The sequence below is a fragment of the Amylibacter marinus genome, from assembly GCF_030160015.1.
GTDB lineage: Bacteria > Pseudomonadota > Alphaproteobacteria > Rhodobacterales > Rhodobacteraceae > Amylibacter > Amylibacter marinus.
The window spans coordinates 18,092-31,570 of record NZ_BSNN01000008.1 but is presented as its reverse complement, the minus strand read 5'-3'; the positions used below and the strand labels follow the sequence as shown (position 1 = coordinate 31,570).

14 protein-coding genes are annotated in these 13,479 nt (G+C 51.8%); 11 read left to right on the top strand and 3 right to left on the bottom strand.

Annotated elements, in window-relative coordinates:
• Positions 1–9: 9 nt before the first annotated feature.
• From QQL62_RS11590 to iolG, 11 genes are all read left to right on the top strand, one after another.
• The gene (locus QQL62_RS11590) at positions 10–1,371 is read left to right on the top strand and encodes a TRAP transporter large permease (protein ID WP_284379337.1); all 1,362 of its coding nucleotides are present in this window, start codon (positions 10–12) and stop codon (positions 1,369–1,371) included.
• 27 nt (positions 1,372–1,398) lie between these two features.
• On the top strand, positions 1,399–2,178 hold the full coding sequence (locus QQL62_RS11585; RefSeq protein WP_284379336.1) for an IclR family transcriptional regulator: 780 nt from the start codon (positions 1,399–1,401) through the stop codon (positions 2,176–2,178).
• Positions 2,179–2,791: 613 nt separating this feature from the next.
• Positions 2,792–3,730, top strand: coding sequence for a sugar ABC transporter substrate-binding protein (locus QQL62_RS11580; protein WP_284379333.1), 939 nt, complete (start codon positions 2,792–2,794; stop codon positions 3,728–3,730).
• Between the two features lie 70 nt (positions 3,731–3,800).
• Positions 3,801–4,874, top strand: coding sequence for an ABC transporter permease (locus QQL62_RS11575; protein ID WP_284379331.1), 1,074 nt, complete (start codon positions 3,801–3,803; stop codon positions 4,872–4,874).
• A 13-nt stretch (positions 4,875–4,887) separates the two neighbouring features.
• Entirely contained in the window at positions 4,888–5,661 is a 774-nt protein-coding gene (locus QQL62_RS11570; protein ID WP_284379329.1) for an ATP-binding cassette domain-containing protein, read from the top strand.
• A complete protein-coding gene (locus QQL62_RS11565) occupies positions 5,658–5,855 on the top strand; it encodes a hypothetical protein (protein WP_284379327.1) in 198 nt (65 codons plus the stop codon). The genes QQL62_RS11570 and QQL62_RS11565 overlap by 4 nt, the downstream gene beginning before the upstream one ends.
• A 168-nt stretch (positions 5,856–6,023) precedes the next feature.
• Positions 6,024–7,916 carry a 3D-(3,5/4)-trihydroxycyclohexane-1,2-dione acylhydrolase (decyclizing) gene (gene iolD, locus QQL62_RS11560; protein ID WP_284379324.1) on the top strand — a complete coding sequence of 631 codons (1,893 nt, stop codon included), beginning with the start codon at positions 6,024–6,026 and terminating at the stop codon, positions 7,914–7,916.
• Positions 7,917–8,900, top strand: a complete 984-nt coding sequence (iolC, locus tag QQL62_RS11555; protein WP_284379322.1) for a 5-dehydro-2-deoxygluconokinase — start codon at positions 7,917–7,919, stop codon at positions 8,898–8,900.
• 8 nt (positions 8,901–8,908) lie between these two features.
• The gene (locus QQL62_RS11550) at positions 8,909–9,751 is read left to right on the top strand and encodes a 5-deoxy-glucuronate isomerase (RefSeq protein ID WP_284379320.1); all 843 of its coding nucleotides are present in this window, start codon (positions 8,909–8,911) and stop codon (positions 9,749–9,751) included.
• Positions 9,751–10,584, top strand: a complete 834-nt coding sequence (locus QQL62_RS11545) for a class II fructose-bisphosphate aldolase (RefSeq protein WP_284379318.1) — start codon at positions 9,751–9,753, stop codon at positions 10,582–10,584. Before QQL62_RS11550 ends, QQL62_RS11545 begins: the two co-directional genes overlap by 1 nt.
• On the top strand, positions 10,581–11,567 hold the full coding sequence (gene iolG, locus QQL62_RS11540) for an inositol 2-dehydrogenase (protein WP_284379315.1): 987 nt from the start codon (positions 10,581–10,583) through the stop codon (positions 11,565–11,567). Before QQL62_RS11545 ends, iolG begins: the two co-directional genes overlap by 4 nt.
• Positions 11,568–11,657: 90 nt before the next feature.
• Here the strand turns inward: iolG and QQL62_RS11535 are convergent, their stop codons facing one another.
• Genes QQL62_RS11535 through QQL62_RS13500 form a run of 3 tightly spaced genes read right to left on the bottom strand, consistent with a single transcriptional unit; the run spans position 11,658 to position 13,447 of the window.
• Complete coding sequence (locus QQL62_RS11535) at positions 11,658–12,614, bottom strand: pyridoxamine 5'-phosphate oxidase family protein (protein WP_284379313.1); 957 nt, start codon at positions 12,612–12,614, stop codon at positions 11,658–11,660.
• A gap of 13 nt (positions 12,615–12,627) precedes the next feature.
• On the bottom strand, positions 12,628–13,254 hold the full coding sequence (locus QQL62_RS11530) for a glutathione S-transferase family protein (protein WP_284379310.1): 627 nt from the start codon (positions 13,252–13,254) through the stop codon (positions 12,628–12,630).
• Positions 13,163–13,447 (bottom strand): DUF1348 family protein, encoded by a 285-nt coding sequence (locus QQL62_RS13500; protein ID WP_431355770.1) that lies wholly within the window; start codon positions 13,445–13,447, stop codon positions 13,163–13,165. Before QQL62_RS13500 ends, QQL62_RS11530 begins: the two co-directional genes overlap by 92 nt.
• Positions 13,448–13,479: the final 32 nt, after the last annotated feature.

The window sequence follows — 13,479 nt, the reverse complement described above, 5'->3', positions numbered from 1 at the left end:
GATAACGATATGACAGATGGATCTTGGACCACATTATTATCAATCGGTGTTACCGTGCTGTTTATGCTCGGCGTGCCGGTTTTCTTGGTGATCGGATATTGGGTAATTGGCATGAGCTTCGTGCTAGGCCTTCCGCTTATTAATACAGGTTCTGCGCTTGCGGATGTTTTTACCGATGGCTTTGCCTTGCTGGCCATGCCGCTTTTCATCCTAACGGGGGATCTGATCAACAGATCGGGCATCGCGCGCCGATTGTCGGATTTTGCCTATGCTTGCCTTGGTTGGTTGCGCGGAGGTCTGGCCATGGCCAGCCTTGGGGCCTGTGGATTGTTCGCTGCGATCTCGGGTTCAAATTCGGCCACAACTGCTACTATCGGATCGATGCTGCATCCCGAAATGGTCAAGGGCGGATATGACGAACGCTTCTCTGCGGCCACTGCCGCCGCTGGTGGAACCGTAGGGATTATCATTCCCCCATCGATTATCTTTATCGTGTACGGATTCCTGTTGAACTTGCCTATCTCCGAATTGTTCGTGGCTGGGATTATTCCTGGGGCAATGATGGTAGGTGCGATGATGCTTGTTGCTTTTGTAATTTGTACACGCAATGGCTGGGGCTACCTGATCAAGCTGGAGTTTGGCCGTGTGATGAAAACTGCCGTTGGTGCTTGGCTAGGGTTTTTCGCAATTGGATTGGTGCTATGGGGTATTTACACTGGTAAATTCTCGCCAACCGAGGCCGCTGGTGTAACTGTGGGGTTCTGTATCATTGTGGGCTTTGTTAGCCTACCGATTTTCAAGATGATGGGTTCTCCATCCGAGGATCGTGATTTCAAGGAACGCAGCGTCAGCGAGTATCTGGTGGTCAAGGGGTTTGGCCCACGTGAACTTCCGTCAATTACTATGCGCTCTGCACAGATCGCGGGCATTCTTGCGCCCTTGATCGCGGTTTCAGTGGTGATGCAACAAATTCTGTCGGTTCTTGGTGCCCAAGAAATCATCGGGAACTTCGTCCTAGGGATGGGTGGGTATTACGCAATACTGTTCACATCTATGGCGATCGTTTTCGTGGCGGGCATGGTTTTAGAGAGCCTCCCGGTGACCATTATCCTTGCGCCGATTTTGGCCCCTATCGCCCATTCCGTTGGGGTGGAGCCGGTGCAGTTTGGCGTGATCTTCTTGGTCGGGGCATCTATCGGATTTATCACACCCCCTTATGGGCTTAACCTTTATGTGGCCTCGGGTGTGACGGGTGTGCCTTATTTCCGGCTGTTGCGCTATACAATCCCTTATCTGTTGGCCTTGCTCAGCGTTTGGTTCATTGTAGCCCTTGTGCCCGCGCTCTCGACAATGCTAATTCCATCGGGCTAATATTGGTAAAATGGATACGAGGCGAATATGGTTGAAGGTTCTGGAGCAGAGGGGGCTATCCCAACAAATCTGCGCTTGTTGATCGTTTTGGAATCTATGGCACGGGCAGGGGTTCCGGTGACCCCAACCGAGGTTAATCAAGAGCTGAACCTGCCTAAACCCACCATACATCGCCTGTTTAACACCCTAGAAGAGCAAGGGTTTATTCAACGAGAAATAGATGGCCGGGGGTATTCCCCCGGCCTTCGTCTGCGTAAGATGTCCACAGGTATCCTTTCTTCGTTGCGCATCCGCACGGCGCGCACTGCGATCTTGGGCAAGCTGGCAGAGGAGATTGGCGAAACTTGTAATATCGCTATTCCAGATCGGGACACGATGATTTATCTGGATCGCGTAGAAAGCAAATGGCCTCTGCGCATTCAATTGCCGGTGGGCACCCGCGTCCCCTTTTATTGTACTGCCAGTGGGAAAATGTACCTTAGCAGTCTAGATCAACGCCATCTGCGCAATTACGTGAAATCCACCGATCTAGACGCCAAAACCGACGCAACCCAAACCGACCCTGATAAGCTAGTGCGCGAAATTCAGAAGATCCGCACCCAAGGTTATGCAACAGATACAGGCGAGTTTATGGATGGTATGGTCGGGGTTGCAGTCCCGATAAAAGTTGATGGCGAACGTTTGGTTTCCACATTGTCTTTTCACGCCCCAACACAGCGGGTGTCGTTTGAAATGGCGCTGGGCCATGTCGACAAGCTTCAGGCTGCCGCCGCGCGCTTGTCTAGCCTATTGACGGAGGAAGACTAGGGCGCATCACGCAGAGATTTCGCCCGCTATTATAATCTGTGCCGATAAATTACAGATATAATTTTCGTCTTCACATCAATTGACGATACTAGGTCGCACAGGGGCCACCCCTGGATTCCATCCAGCGGATTGCGGTGTTGCAAGCTTATGAATTCCCAAAAAATTCAAACCATTGCCGGCGTTTTCGTGCCAGTGATCTTTGGTGCCAGTTTTCGACACCAATGTGATGAAACCTGTTGTGAGATATGGAATTGGCTTGATTGGTGGGATCCAAGTGCGTGCCACCAATAATGCAACCGGTTGCAATATTGCTTGGGCTCACGTAGGATTATCTCGAATCAACTGGGTTTAAGGGGGGAATTGATGTTTCGGGTTTGCGAAATATTAACCATGACCCCAACAAGTTCGCAGATGTTGGAGGCAATTGCTGCGGGTTCAAAAAAACAAACCCAATCTGAATTCACCCGCCAAGAGGTTGACGCATCTTGCTGGGTTACCAATCGAAATCGCCAGGAACGGCTAAGATAGCTTGGGCTTTGCCCACCTGATGACTGCCTCGAAAAGAGGCCCCGGTATTCAACCGTGCGCCGGGCACATATTGTGGAGGAATGACATGAAGAAATTTTTCGTAGCCGCTGGTCTTACGGCGCTCTTAGGTTCTGCGGCCTTGGCGGAACAAATTGGGGTGTCTGTAGCCCGTTTTGACGATAACGGCCTAACCGTTATGCGTAACGGCATGACAGATTATGCTGATACCTTAGAGGGTGTTAGCCTACAGGTCGAAGACGCAACAGACGATGTGGCAAAACAGCTGGATCAGATCAATAACTTCATCGCCTCTGGTGTGGATGCAATCATTGTGAATGCTGTGGATACCAACGCTACAGAAGCCATGTCAGCTGCCGCTGCATCCGCAGGCGTACCGCTAGTCTATGTAAACCGCCAGCCGATTAACATGGATACCCTGCCTGATGGTCAGGCATTTGTTGCTTCAAATGAAATCGAATCCGGCACATTGGCCGCCTTCCGTATGTGCCAAGATCTGCGTGCTCAGGGAAAATCAGGCGGCGCGAAAGCCTATCTGTTGATGGGCCAGCTGTCCAATCAAGCTGCCGTTCAACGTACCAAGGATTTCCATGATGTTATCGGTATGGATATGTGTAACTTCATCACCCTTATTGATGAACAAACTGCTGAATGGTCTCGTGACAAAGCACAAGATTTGATGACCAACTGGATTTCGTCTGGCGAAGAGTTTGACGCTGTATTTGGCAACAATGACGAAATGGCTATTGGTGCGATCCAGGCAATGAAGGCCGCTGGCATCTCGATGGACGATGTCGTCGTTGGCGGTGTCGATGCAACCTCTGATGCGCTTCTGGCGATGCAAGCTGGCGATATGGACGTGACTGTATTCCAAGATTTGGCTGGCCAAGGTGTTGGTTCAATCGATACGGCGTTGAAATTGGCAAAAGGCGAAGCTGTTGATAAAACGGTGTTTATTCCCTTCAAATTGGTAACACCTGAAAACATCGGTGATTTCCTAAACTAGGAACCCAATACAAACGCAGAGCACCCAATAGGTGCTCTGCACTACATTGAATTTTACCGGGAGTAGGCAAATGTCAGATACAAGCCACGGAATAGGCGGCCTGACCTATGATAAATCAAAACGGCAATGGCCAAACGAGCTGAATGTTCTGGGCGCTCTGATTTTGATTGTCATCATCTTCGAAGTGTTGGGCGCAATCTTCATGGGGCAAAGCCTGCTTTTTGATACCAAAGATCGCTTTGACAGTATTTTTAACGAACAGCGTTTGCGAATTATCATCATTCAGGTGGCCATTGTTGGGATTATCGCCTTGGGGGTGACCCAGGTCATCATCACCGCTGGAATTGATTTGTCTTCTGGTTCGGTTCTTGGGGCCACGGCCATGATCGCCATGAGTTTTGCACAGGTTTCTGTGGTCAATGGTAATCCAAATCCCAAGGCAATCTTTGGGCCGGCCTTTCTAGATTTACCCGTTATTGTACCTATTTTTGTGGGGCTTGGCTGTGGTCTGCTTGCGGGGATGATAAATGGAATATTGGTGGCATTCTCACGTATCCCACCCTTTATCGCTACACTGGGTATGATGCTCTTTGCTCGCGGTGTAGCCCAGTGGTGGTCCAGTGGCAAACCTGTATCTTTTCCCACCGACTCCTATGCGGTTATTGGTGCTGGCATGATGCCTGTAATAATATTCCTGTCGCTTGCAGTGCTGTTTCATCTGATCATGAATTACACAGTTTATGGGAAACACACCTACGCCATTGGCTCAAACGAGGCTGCGGCCCGTATGTCTGGTATCAATGTGCCGCGCCACTTAGTTCTGGTCTATGCGATTGCTGGAATGCTGGCTGGATTGTCTGCCGTCATTCTCACCTCGAAAAACCTAACTGCGCAATCCGGCATGGGGCTTTCATATGAATTGGATGCCATCGCGATGGCCGTAATCGGGGGGGTGTCGCTCTTTGGCGGGCGTGGATCGATAATAGGCACCGTTATCGGGGCTTTGATCATCGGGGTTATCACCTCTGGCTTCACCTTCCTACGTCTTGGGGCCTATTACCAAGAAATGGTTCTAGGCTGTATCATCGTTGGCGCGGTTGCGCTGGATCAATGGCAACAACAACGCGCCGCGCGCCGCGCCTGAAGGAGGAAAAGATATGTCTGGAATTATTTTAGAGACCAAAGGCCTAACCAAACATTACGGCGGGGTACATGCATTGGAAGATGCAGATTTCATCCTGCGCCGTGGCGAACATGTGGCTATCATGGGCGATAATGGCGCGGGGAAGTCTACATTTGTACGTCAAATTACTGGGGTAGAGCAACGCACCCGTGGTACTGTGATTTTTGATGGCCAAGAGGTCAACTTCGCAGGCCCATTAGATGCCCGAGAAGCAGGGATAGAAACAGTTTTTCAAACCTTGGCCTTGGCCGATGATTTGAATGTGCCTGACAATTTGTTTTTGGGTCGCGAGGCCACCAAATGGAATTTCTTAGGACCGTTTCGTATACTTGATTATAAGGCCATGCGCGAATCCACCATGGCGGGGTTGGTGAAAACGGGGGTGAAAATCCCAAATATTCGCAACAGCATTGCCAATATGTCGGGCGGACAGCGTCAATGTGTGGCCATCGCCCGCACCGCAACATTTGCCTCCAAACTGACGATCATGGACGAGCCAACAGCCGCGCTTGGGGTACAAGAGACTGCACAGGTTGAAAATATCGTGCGCACCCTGAAAGAACAGGGCGAGAGCCTGATCTTGGTCAGCCACAATATGCGCCAAGTGTTCGATTTGGTGGATCGTATCATAGTCTTTCGCAGGGGGCGCATGGTCGCGGATCTGGATGTAAAAGAAACGGATGGGCAGGATGTCGTGGCCTATATTACCGGCGCCAAAACGGGCGCTCAATTCGAAGGTGCTGCATGAAATTGATCGACCTAAACCATCCCTTTTTTCAGCCGGTTATTACCCGTATTTCGGTAGTGATAGTCCTGATCTGTTGGGGGATATTCGAGTTGACCACAGGGCGGGCCATGTGGGCGGTTATTTTTATCGGTGTGGGGGTGATTTGCGCCTGGCGTTTTGCAACCATTGATTACGCCGACCTCGACGAAGACTAACAACCATGACGCGCGCATCGGGCGCGTGGGCACAATACCAAGATGTCAGCCAATCTATTTGGTCGAATTGATCCAGACATCTTCGGGGAAACATAATTCTGCAACCGATTGCATGTAGGTGCAATCTGGATATCTAAATCAGGGCATCCGCCTGTTAATCGCTCCTTTATGCCAAGTTTGGGGAATATTTTGGGACAATCAGAAAAAACAATCACACTTACCGTTGCCCAGGCAATCGTGCGTTATCTATCCGCGCAGTTCATCGAAATAGATGGCATAAAAACCCGTATCTGCGGGGGAGGGTTTGGTATCTTTGGCCATGGCAATGTCACCTGCTTGGGTGAAGCGCTTTATGAAAATCAAGAGACCTTGCCTCTGTATAGAGGGCAAAACGAACAGGGCATGGGGTTTGCAGCAGCGGCCTATGCCAAGGCCCATCTGCGCCGTCGTTTCATGTTTTGTACCGCGTCTGCGGGTCCAGGTACGGCTAACCTGTTGACCAGTGCGGCGCTGGCCCATGCAAACCGCTTGCCAATGTTGATGCTGTGCGGCGATACATTTAACACGCGCCTGCCGGATCCGGTTCTACAACAGCTGGAACATTTCGGCGACCCGACCTTTGGGGTGAACGATGCTTTTAAGGCGGTTAGCCGTTTCTGGGATCGGATCACCCACCCGGCCCAGGTGTTAAATAGCCTGCCCGCGGCGCTGGCGACGATGCTGGATCCAGCTGATTGTGGCCCTGTATTCATCGGCTTGCCGCAGGATGTACAGGGCTGGACCTATTCCTATCCGGAGGAATTTTTCACGCCGCGCACCCATCGTATTCGCCGCCAAGCCCCTGATGCACAGGAGGTAGCGGACGCTATTGATCTGCTGAAAACGGCGCAACGCCCGATGATTATCGCGGGCGGCGGAGTGCAATATTCAGGTGCCGTGCAGCAGCTGAGCGAATTTGCCCATCGCCACCAAATTCCCGTGGTAGAAACCATCGCAGGACGGGCCAATATGCTGGCAAGTGATCCACTAAATATGGGCCCATTAGGTGTAACTGGATCAGACAGCGCAAATGCCATTGCCGAGCAGGCTGATGTGATCTTAGCAGTAGGAACTCGGCTTCAGGATTTCACCACCGGCTCTTGGACTGCTTTTGATAAACAGGCTCGCATTATTGGGTTGAATGCGGCTCGCCATGATGCGGCAAAACACTTGTCCACCACGGTAGTCGGGGACGCAAAATTGGGGCTGATCGCTCTGGGGCAGGCGCTGGGTGAGCATCAAGCTCCTGCTGCTTGGCTTGCCTCTTCCAAATCTCTTCGGGTGAAATGGGATGCCTATGTGGCCCAAAATACTCAGTTAGGTAATGGCCCTGCCTCTTATGCACAGGCCATCGGTGTGGTAAACGCCCATTGCGACCCGCGTGATCGCCTTGTGGCAGCGGCGGGTGGATTACCTGCCGAGGTCACGGCCAATTGGCGCACGCTTGATATCGGCACGGTTGATGTGGAATTCGGATTTTCCTGTATGGGATACGAAATCGCCGGCGGATGGGGTGCACGCATTGCACAGACTGAGAAGGAACCAGACCAAGACACCATCGTTTTCACAGGGGATGGGTCGTATTTGCTGATGAATTCGGATATCTATTCTTCGGTTCTAACACAGAAAAAATTGATCGTTTTGGTGTTGGACAACGGTGGCTTTGCGGTGATCAACAAATTGCAAAACAATACTGGAAACGAGAGCTTTAATAATTTGATCTCTGATACCCCCACGGCCACCAATCAGGCACGGGTTGATTTCGAAGCCCATGCCCGATCTTTGGGCGCGCTTAGCGAAACGGTTCAATCTCCCAGTGACCTGAGCGAGGCATTCAATCGCGCCAAAGCGGCGGATCAAACCTATGTGATTGTTATGCAAGTAGACCCCTACGAAGGCTGGACCACGCAAGGCCATACATGGTGGGAGGTCGGAACCCCTCATACCTCGAACAGCGCGCGGGTAAGCGAGGCGCATGAAGAGTGGGAAACCACCCGTAGCCGCCAACGCAAGGGGGTGTAAATGTCGCGTCTTCTGAATGGGATAAAGGCGAATAATTTCGTAATTATAGGGCGCGCAGGCATGGATCTGTTCCCTGATCCGCCAGGCAGCACGACCGAAACTGCACAGTATATGCAGGTCGCCCTTGGGGGATCTTCGGCCAATATCGCCGCTGGGATCTGCAAGCTGGGTGGTCGCGCGGCGCTGGTTACACGGGTGTCGGATGACAGCATCGGGCGCTACTGTGTTCACCAGTTGGAACATTATGGCGTTGATGCGCGCTATGTGACCCCTGTCGCGGGCGAGTATCGCAATTCATTGGCTGTTTATGAAACCCGCATCAAGGACCACCAATCAGTGATCTACCGCAATGGTGCCGCCGATTTTCAGATGAACCAAGAGGATGTGACCGCTGTCGATTACGCAGGCTATGGCGCGTTGATAACCGCGGGAACAGTATTTGCGGCGCAACCCTCACGCAGCGCTACATTCCACGCCTTTGATCTGGCACGCGCCGCAGGGGTGCCTGTGATTTTTGATGTGGACTACCGCCCCTATTCTTGGTCATCGGCGGCAGAGGCATCTAGTGTTCTGTCCCGCGCCGCAGAGGCCAGTGATATGATCGTGGGCAATGACGAGGAATTCGGCTTCATGGCGGGAGATGTCGAAAATGGTTTAAACAAGGCACGTGAACTGGCCGAAGATGGTGATCGTATTGTGGTCTATAAAATGGGCAACAAGGGTGCGATAACATTTGCGCAGGGGCGTGAAATTCGCACAGGTATATACCCTGTTCAGGCGCTAAAACCCACCGGTGCTGGTGATAGTTTTATGGCGGGGTTTGTAACGTCAATTGCCAATGGTCACGATATCCAGACATCTATTTTGCGTGGCTCTGCCTGTGCATCAATCACAGTATCACAACCGGGCTGTGCGCCTGCTATGGCCAATACCGCAACCCTTGAAACATTTCTGGCCAATCACAGTGGCCCAACGTCAGCATAGGAAAAACCATGCATATTCCACCATTTGAAAACCATAACTCGCCAATTGTGGATATTGATGATGCCACGGTTCCCTTGAACTATTTCAATATCGTAAAATTAACCAAGGGCCAAGCTTTTGAGTATGCAGTACCCGGCTACGAAACCTGCATCGTACCGGCCACTGGCACAGTTGATGTGGATATCGAGGGCTTCAAGGTGTTAGGTCTTGGACTGCGTAAAGAGGATGTGTGGGATGGCGAGCCGGAGGGTGTGTATGTGCCCACCGCAGCGCGGGCAACACTGGTATGCACCAGCGATAACGCCGAAATATTTGTGGCCGGTGCCCGCTATGATAAGGTATTAGATGCCTTTGCGGTGCGCTCGGATGAGCTGGATCTGGTTCAGTACGGATCGGACGATACGAAAACACACCGTAAAATCAAGCATATATTGGGATCGAAATACCATGGACAGGTGGGCCGTTTGTTGGTGTCTGAGCTGTTCACAGTAGGCGAGGGCGGTTGGTCGGGATTCCCCAGTCACAAGCATGACACAGACCGCTTGCCCCAAGAGACCCGCCATGACGAAACCTATAATTTCCGCTTTAAGCCCAATCATGGTTCGGGTGTTCAGATGCTACAACGTGAGGACGGGGTGGCGGGTGATGCCTATCATATTGTGGATGGCTCTACGATTTGTCTAGACTCCGGCTATCATCCCTGCGCGGTCTTGCCTGGGTATCAGATGTATTATTTCACCATCCTTGGTGGTCTGTCACAGCGCTCGTTAATACAGTATTTCCAACCCAGCCATGCCTATCAGGTAGAAACTATTCCGGGTATCAAAGATATGATTGCGAAGTTCAAGTAATGGCGCTGGTTACGCTAAAGGATGTCCTGCAACCCGCCCTTAAGGGCGGCTATGCGGTGGGCGGGCTAGTGACGCTAGGCTGGGAGGATATGCGCGCATATGTAGCCGCCGCCGAGCGAGAAAATTGCCCAGTAATTCTACAGGCGGGGCCGAGTTGTCGCGCCCATACCCCTCTGCCAATATTGGGTAAAATGTATCGGCATTTGGCCGAGGAGGCCGGCGTACCGGTCGTGGCTCATTTGGATCATGGCTATACCTATGATGAATGCGCGGCTGCGCTGGATGCTGGCTTTACCTCGTTGATGTTTGACGGGTCACGCCAATCACTGGCTGAGAATATCGCCCAGACCCGCCAAATTGTAGAAATGGCCCATAGTGGCGGAATTTCTTGCGAGGGTGAAATTGGCTTTGTGGGCTATGAGGATGGCGAGGCCTCGGCCGGTACAGACCCAGAAGAGGCCGCCATTTTTGCCGCAGAAACGGGTGTGGATGCCATGGCGATTTCGGTGGGGAATGTGCATCTGCAACAGGATCAACAGGGTGGATTAGACGAGGCACGTATCGCTGCTATCCAATCCAAGACCGATGTGCCATTGGTTATTCACGGTGGTTCAGGCGTACCAGCACACCAGCGCAAAAAACTGGCGCAACAGACAAACATCTGTAAATTCAACATCGGAACAGAATTGCGCATGGCGTTTGGGCAGGCCTTGCGCAGGGCGGTAAATTCGGATCAATCACGCTTTGATCGGGTATCAATTCTACGGGAAACACAACAACCAACTGAAGAGGCCGCGGCCCAAGTGTTGGCAAATTTATTGGGGAAGTCATGATAAATATCGGCATCTTGGGCTGTGGGCGTATCGGACAGGTCCATGGGCAGACCCTGCGCAATATTGCGGGCGCACGGGTCGCTGCGGTTTCAGATTTCTTACCCAAAGCGGCAGAAAGCCTTGCGGCGCAAACATCAGCCAAGGTGATGTCTTCGGATGAAATAATCGCCGATCCCGCGATAGATGCAGTGATCATCGGCACGCCAACCACCACGCATTACGACCTGATCCACGCGGCGGCGGCGGCGGGGAAGGCGATTTTTTGCGAAAAACCAGTTGATCTATCGGTTGCGCGCATTCGCGAATGTTTGGCGGTTGTCGAAATGGCTTCGGTGCCGTTTATGACTGCCTTTAACCGACGTTTTGATCCCAGCTTTGCGCATCTACAACGTCAGATTGCCGATCAGGTGATAGGCAATATAGAAATCGTTACGATCCTGTCGCGCGATCCTAGTCCGCCCCCAATTGGCTATATTAAAACTTCGGGTGGTATTTTCCGCGATATGATGATTCATGATTTGGATATGGCGCGGTTTTTATTGGGCGAAGAACCCAATGAACTCAGTGCCGCCGCATCTTGCTTAGTGGATCCAGAGATTGGTGCTGTTGGGGATTTTGACACAGCAGTCGTGACTCTAAAAACCCCCAGTGGCAAACTGTGCCAGATCAGCAATTCCCGACGTGCCACCTATGGCTATGATCAACGCATCGAGGTGCACGGCGCCAAGGGTATGTTACGCGCAGATAATATGCTCGAACATAGTGTTGAAATCTCGACCAGTGCAGGTTTTCGTACGGCCGCAACACAGCCCTTCTTCCTGGAGCGTTACGCTGCGGCATACCGCGCCGAACTGACTCATTTTGTAGATGTCCTAATGTCCGGCGGGGAAATGACACCGAGCGGAGAAGACGGCCTGCGCGCGCAGATATTGGCTGATGCGGCGGATCAGGCCGCGCGCAGCGGAGAACCCATACGGCTCTAGTCGCCGTTTCAAGCCAAGGCGCAGGCCGTACAGGGCCGTACTGTTTCCTCTATGGCGCTTGAATTATCTCTTTGATCGGGAGTTTGCAGATCAATGTTTCTCTTCCCATATGCCTGTTCTTTGCAAATGGGGCGATGGTTCTACGGTATCATCCCCGGCCACAACCAAGCCATGCGCCAACCAAATTTCCTCTGGTGTTACATGTATCAAACGTTCGGCCCCCTTAAAGGCGGCGACGTGATCACGGCCCCACTCAATCACGGCGCGCCCCGTTATGAAAAGTGCCGAGCCACTGGCGAAATCTGGTATGAACATCCCCACCCGTCCATCATCGACGATATTTCCAAGGGTGTTGAAAAAACGATTTCCGGAAAAATCAGGGAAGGATAGGGCCCCAGCCGAATCTACCTTCAGAAATCCCGACCGCCCGCCACGGTGTGATGCATCCACCCCCGCTGTTGGGGCATCGGATAAAACTGCATGCCGCGAGGCAATGATAAAGGTATCTGCGGTAGCAATCATCGCTTTCGCGGTGGTATTTAGATTTGATAGTTTCGTGCTGGTGATTTTCTGATTGGTTGGGCCGTTCCATTTTGGGTGCCGTAGCTGAATATACTTGGGGCAATTTCCGAAACTTTGATCCACCCGCATCAGCAACCCTTTGTTTGTGTGCTGGGTGATCGTTCCGTTTACCCTATTGCGCCTGCGGGTATCCTGCTGAATACCTACGGCGCCAACCTTGGCTCCGACTGTTAGATCTAGACCCAGTTCATCGACCAGCAAAGGCAGGCCGTCAATGTTCAGTTGGTCAGGCAAGGGGCTATGAATACTGTTTTCCCCGCCGATAAAGGGGCTGGCCCAAACACGCCCTCCATGATCCACAAATCCCATGAACAGAACCGGCAGGCTTTCGAAAAAGCCGCGATGTTGGTCTGGCATTTCAGTGCGAATAACGCTGGATGCCATCTCGCTATACTTAGCGGGGACCTCGGCGCGCAGTTGCACCGCGCGCTCACCACGATGAAAGTTTCTGAGACCCTTTGACATTAGCAGGAAACCCCTATGTTTTGGCGGGGATAGGCGAGGTGGCCATGGCCACAAACCGTGGCAATGCCTCTATTCGTGCCAGCCAGGCGCGAATGTTAGTATAGGGGGCTAAATCTATGCCGCCCTCAGGCGCATGGGCAATATAGCTATAATTCGCAATATCTGCGATTGTGGCTGTTTCTGCCGCCAGCCAGTCCGAAACGGCTAAGTGTCTTTCCATGATTTCAAATAGGTCATTTGACGTATTACAGGCTTTCTCATGATCTAATGGAGCACCAAACAACATAATAAGGCGCGCGGTACAGGGCCCAGAAAAGACGTTATGCGCGGCAATGGTCAACCAGCGCTGAACCTCTGCCGCGGTCTTGGCATCTTGGGGCATCCAGTGGCTATCCTTGGCATAGGTTTGCACCAAATAAACCAAAATTGCATTGGAATCCGATAGGGTATAGCCAGCATCGTCAATCGCCGGAACCTTACCAAAAGGGCTGATTTTTAGATAATCGGGCCTTTTGTGTGCCCCGTTTTCCATATCCAAATCAATTGTCTCATAGGGTATTTCCAGCAAGGCCATCATCAGCTGAACGCGGTGGCAATGCCCAGATTTCGCATTGCGATATAATTTGATTACAGAGGTCATGGTTTAGAATCCTTTGTTCTATAGCCACAGCGCGCTGAGGCTGGAAAATCAATTGTGCGCGGCCCAAGAGGCGAGCGTAAGTTGCGTGGCGCTCTTCCATTAGGCCCATGTCATCAAGCATCCAGTTTTCGTTGCCATAGGCGCGAAACCATTGGCGTCTATCATTGTCTGTCCTTTGAATATGCAGCGCCAATGCACTTATCGGGTTTCTTCAAGAAATACACA

Coding starts and splice junctions, on each gene's coding strand:
- QQL62_RS11535 (WP_284379313.1), bottom strand. CDS start 12,614: ATGTCAAAGGGTCTCAGAAACTTTCATCGTGGTGAGCGCGCGGTGCAA.
- QQL62_RS11550 (WP_284379320.1), top strand. CDS start 8,909: ATGCATATTCCACCATTTGAAAACCATAACTCGCCAATTGTGGATATT.
- QQL62_RS11590 (WP_284379337.1), top strand. CDS start 10: ATGACAGATGGATCTTGGACCACATTATTATCAATCGGTGTTACCGTG.
- iolC (WP_284379322.1), top strand. CDS start 7,917: ATGTCGCGTCTTCTGAATGGGATAAAGGCGAATAATTTCGTAATTATA.
- iolG (WP_284379315.1), top strand. CDS start 10,581: ATGATAAATATCGGCATCTTGGGCTGTGGGCGTATCGGACAGGTCCAT.
- QQL62_RS11545 (WP_284379318.1), top strand. CDS start 9,751: ATGGCGCTGGTTACGCTAAAGGATGTCCTGCAACCCGCCCTTAAGGGC.
- iolD (WP_284379324.1), top strand. CDS start 6,024: ATGCCAAGTTTGGGGAATATTTTGGGACAATCAGAAAAAACAATCACA.
- QQL62_RS11565 (WP_284379327.1), top strand. CDS start 5,658: ATGAAATTGATCGACCTAAACCATCCCTTTTTTCAGCCGGTTATTACC.
- QQL62_RS11580 (WP_284379333.1), top strand. CDS start 2,792: ATGAAGAAATTTTTCGTAGCCGCTGGTCTTACGGCGCTCTTAGGTTCT.
- QQL62_RS11530 (WP_284379310.1), bottom strand. CDS start 13,254: ATGACCTCTGTAATCAAATTATATCGCAATGCGAAATCTGGGCATTGC.
- QQL62_RS11570 (WP_284379329.1), top strand. CDS start 4,888: ATGTCTGGAATTATTTTAGAGACCAAAGGCCTAACCAAACATTACGGC.
- QQL62_RS11585 (WP_284379336.1), top strand. CDS start 1,399: ATGGTTGAAGGTTCTGGAGCAGAGGGGGCTATCCCAACAAATCTGCGC.
- QQL62_RS11575 (WP_284379331.1), top strand. CDS start 3,801: ATGTCAGATACAAGCCACGGAATAGGCGGCCTGACCTATGATAAATCA.